Annotated in this window: 7 protein-coding genes and 1 pseudogene; 4 read left to right on the top strand and 4 right to left on the bottom strand. The window is 55.9% G+C overall.

Translation table 11 applies throughout. The features are described from left to right. The 3 genes and pseudogenes from AC2VLY_RS00280 to AC2VLY_RS00270 form a co-directional block, all read left to right on the top strand. Positions 1–284: VOC family protein (locus AC2VLY_RS00280; protein ID WP_486921575.1), on the top strand; the 284-nt coding region annotated here is incomplete at its 5' end. Beyond that, positions 281–355, top strand: a pseudogene (locus AC2VLY_RS00275) (short-chain dehydrogenase); the annotation flags it as partial. The gene AC2VLY_RS00280 and the pseudogene AC2VLY_RS00275, both read left to right, overlap by 4 nt. A gap of 104 nt (positions 356–459) precedes the next feature. Then, on the top strand, positions 460–606 hold the full coding sequence (locus tag AC2VLY_RS00270) for an SDR family oxidoreductase (protein WP_486892715.1): 147 nt from the start codon (positions 460–462) through the stop codon (positions 604–606). Positions 607–660: 54 nt separating this feature from the next. Here AC2VLY_RS00270 and nfsA read toward each other — a convergent pair whose 3' ends face one another. The 4 genes from nfsA to AC2VLY_RS00250 are packed head-to-tail and all read right to left on the bottom strand — an operon-like array spanning position 661 to position 3,229. Next, positions 661–1,398: an oxygen-insensitive NADPH nitroreductase gene (gene nfsA / locus AC2VLY_RS00265; RefSeq protein WP_486892716.1), complete on the bottom strand. Its 738-nt coding sequence runs from the start codon at positions 1,396–1,398 to the stop codon at positions 661–663. Positions 1,399–1,425: 27 nt separating this feature from the next. Beyond that, positions 1,426–1,956 carry a methylated-DNA--[protein]-cysteine S-methyltransferase gene (locus tag AC2VLY_RS00260; RefSeq protein WP_486892717.1) on the bottom strand — a complete coding sequence of 177 codons (531 nt, stop codon included), beginning with the start codon at positions 1,954–1,956 and terminating at the stop codon, positions 1,426–1,428. 22 nt (positions 1,957–1,978) lie between these two features. After that, positions 1,979–2,266, bottom strand: coding sequence for a chaperone modulator CbpM (locus AC2VLY_RS00255; protein WP_486892718.1), 288 nt, complete (start codon positions 2,264–2,266; stop codon positions 1,979–1,981). A 15-nt stretch (positions 2,267–2,281) separates the two neighbouring features. Continuing rightward, positions 2,282–3,229, bottom strand: coding sequence for a DnaJ C-terminal domain-containing protein (locus AC2VLY_RS00250; RefSeq protein ID WP_486892719.1), 948 nt, complete (start codon positions 3,227–3,229; stop codon positions 2,282–2,284). Between the two features lie 116 nt (positions 3,230–3,345). Here AC2VLY_RS00250 and AC2VLY_RS00245 point away from each other — a divergent pair. Then, the coding region (locus tag AC2VLY_RS00245) for a UvrD-helicase domain-containing protein (protein WP_486921574.1) at positions 3,346–3,650 on the top strand (305 nt) is incomplete at its 3' end.

Here is a 3,650-nt window from a genome sequence, read left to right as displayed (position 1 = left end):
ACGCCCTGGTTTTTGGGCAGCAGAAAATTAATCTGCATCCGGCAGAATGTCCCATTGCTCCGCATGCGGCTCATCCTGTTCCTGGATCAGCAGATTTATGTTTCATCGCTCAGGGAGACATTCACGAGTTGCTCGCCCATCTCCGGAACTGTGGTGTTGCCCTTGAAGCGGGTCCCGTGCCCCGCACTGGGGCCGCAGGTCCGATTACTTCGGTCTATTTTCGGGATCCCGATGGGAATCTGCTGGAGGTGTCCATTTATGACTCGGCAATTAAAGGGCCATGACTGATCGGGCGCGTGTTGCACTGGTCACCGGTGCGAGTTCCGGCATTGGCCTCGCTATTGCGCAGCGTTTGACTCAGGCCGGATATCGGGTGGCTCTGCATTCCCGCGCTTCCTCAGCCGTAGGCCTTCAAGCAGCAGCGACACTGGCGGGCGCCCGGTATTCGGGTAAACGCCATTGCTCCAGGATTGGTGGATACGTGAAGCGCCTATGCGCCGCAGCGCGAGTCCGAAAGATATTGCCGATGTGACGCTGATGCTGACCGAATCGACTTATCTAACGGGTGAAGTGATGATGGTCGATGGCGGCATGAATTTGCCATAAGGCATGGGAACAAACCCTGCATTCGTAAATCTCGAAGAATGGGGCTGGTTGTCCTTAACGGGTATTCATGCCGCGCCGTTCCAAAAAGCCGCGCATGTGGGGCCGTGCTTCCCGGCCAACCAGTGCCGCGACTTCCTGAGTCCAGTGACTATTTTTTTGCGAAGCATTGCGATTGCGGTAGTACTCAGCCATGTGCTGATCGTACTGGCTGATTTCTGCTTCATCCCTGGTTTCATCGTAACTATTTTCCTTGAGCACTACGGACAGGGGCAGTCGCGGTTTCAGATCAGGAGTCTGGTCGGGATAACCGATGCAGAGTCCAAAAACAGGGTAAACCTGTTCAGGCAAATGCAGCAGATCACTGATTTCCTGCGGATGGTTGCGTACGGCGCCAATGTAGCAAGTGCCCAATCCCATTGATTCAGCCGCTGTTACACAATTTTGGGCGAACAGGCTGACATCAACGGTGGCAATAATGAAGTGCTCGGTCATGCCCGCCACAAATGTCTGATTTTCCCGGCTGCCAATACGGGCTGCACGATGTAAATCTGCGCAAAATACCAGGAAAGCGCCAGCACTGCGGATATATTCCTGGTCGCCAGCCAGATGTGCGATTTTATCCCGCAAATGCGGATCGCTTATCTGAATGACCGTACAGGCCTGGATATGACTGGAACTTGCAGCATGTTGACCACTGCGGACGATTTCCTGAACCAGGGTTTGTTCAACGGGTTGCCCGCTAAAGCGCCGTATGGATCGATGTTGCTTTAACACGTTGAGGGTGTCGTTCATATTCAATCTCCAACTGAATGATGCGAATCAGGATAGGGCGCCTTCATGTTGCAACAACCAGCGTTTGCGATCTATGCCGCCCGCATAGCCAGTCAGGGTGCCATTGCTGCCAATGACCCGGTGGCAGGGTACGACAATACCAATGGGATTCTTGCTGTTGGCGTGTCCTACCGCGCGAACAGCCGCAGGAAGGTTCATGCCCTGAGCCTGTTCCTTGTAGCTGCGGGTTTCTCCGGCGGGAATGGTGCGTAACCATGCCCAGGCTGCCTGTTGAAAGGGCGTTCCGGCAGATTTTGTAGGAATGACCGTCAGTGCCTGCAAATCTCCCGCCCAGTAAGCCTCCAGACTATGACGTATCAACGTGGGCAGGGGTCCGCTGGTCAGTATGATCCGGTCCGTACCGTACAATCGACCGAGATCTGCAAGGATACTGTGCTGGCTGTCCTCCCAGTAATCTAACGCCCGCAAAATGCCTTGCGGATCAGTTACCAGGAGTATTTCCCCCAGAGGGGTATTGCACTCATGAATACGCCAGTCCAAGGATTCGTTGAGAGACATGCTTTCCGCCCTGCAAGAGCCGCTAATGCCGCAAGCGTTCCAGTAAATCCACCGCCAGGGCAGCTCCGGCCAGATCAATTTCCAGATCACGGGCGAGACGGCGGCTCAGCCTGGCCCGATAAAGATCCAGACTGCGGAAGCGCCAGTGCTGGGGACCGCTGCCTTCGGGATGAATGACGCCATAGTGGACCAGTTGTACGGCTTCGCCTTCGGCACAATGCAGCAAGGTGCAGAAGCGCGATAAATCAAAGCAGAAATCCCCCTCCTCCAGCAGCTCCGCTTCAATAACATGAATGGGCGTTGAAACCATCGTGCACTCTCCTCTCTAACGGCGGGGATGATAGCTGGATATTTCTCCTAACTGGGTCCACAAAGCTTTTTCTTCATCGCTGATATTTTTGGGTACGACTATTTGAATAATAGCGTAAAGATCACCCGCCGGTTTGCTGCCGGTTCCTGGCAGTCCTTTTTGGGAAAGCCGCAGTTTTTGGCCGCTGCTGCTCCCCGCCGGGATTTTCATCCGGACGCTGCCTTCCAGAGTGGGAACCTCAACGCTGGCACCCAGCACTGCTTCCCAGGGGGTGATGTGCAGGTCGTGATACAGGTCGGCCCCCTCTACCCGGAATTTGGAATGGGGCTGAAAATGCACCTGCAGATAAAGATCACCGCTTGGTCCGCCGCCCATGCCCGGTGAACCTTGTCCTGCCATCCGCAATCTCTGGCCTTCGCGAATGCCCTTGGGAATTTTGACAGTCAGGCGCCGGGCTTCCCGGCGCATCCGGCCATCGGGTCCAAGCGTAGGCATTTCCAGGTTGATGTCGTGTTGCGCTCCTTGAGCGGCGTCCTCCAGGCTGATCTGGATGCTGGCTTCACTGTCTTCGCCCTGGCTGCGAAATCCCGCGCCGCCGCCATGAAAACCGCCAGCACCGCCATGTTGCTGACGAAACAGGGACTCAAAAAAGTCGCTGAAGCCGCCGTTGCCGCCAAAATCTGCACCCCCAAAACCGCCACCCTGCCCACCCCAGCCGGGCGGTGGACGGAAATCCTGCCCGGCGCGCCAGTTACTTCCCAGCTGGTCATAAGCCGCCCGTTTTTCAGGATCTTTCAAAACCTCATAGGCTTCCTGCAAATCCTTGAAGCGCTCTTCGGCGTTGGCTTCCTTGCTGACGTCAGGGTGATATTTCCGTGCCATTTTGCGATACGCGGCCTTGATGGCATCGGCATCGGCCCCGCGTTCCACCCCGAGAATTTTGTAGTAGTCTTTGTATTCCAATGGTTCCCCCTTATCATGGGTTATGGCAGACAGGTCAAAGCCTGCAGGTCTGCCATCACAATGCGGCCATTATACCGTGTTTTCAAGCCCGCCAGGTCGGGTGGGAGGAATGTTTTTTGTCTGATTGGTCAACCCTGAATCCTCGCCAGCTGGAGGCGGTGACGCTTCCCCCTGGTCCGGCACTGGTACTGGCTGGTGCCGGTTCCGGTAAAACCCGGGTGCTTACCAGCCGCATCGCGCATCTGCTCGAAGAGGGGGTGCATCCCGGAGAAATTCTGGCCGTCACCTTCACCAACAAGGCGGCACGATCCATGCGCGAACGCCTTGATAAAATGGTCGCCATGGAACTGCGCGGCCTGTGGATGGGGACATTTCACGGCCTCGCACATCGCCTGATTCGCCTGCATCATGAAGCACTGAA

This window comes from Acidithiobacillus sp. TH-A36 (assembly GCF_057473445.1).
The sequence above is the reverse complement of the archived record's forward strand: the minus strand, read 5'-3'. Positions and strand labels throughout refer to the sequence as shown.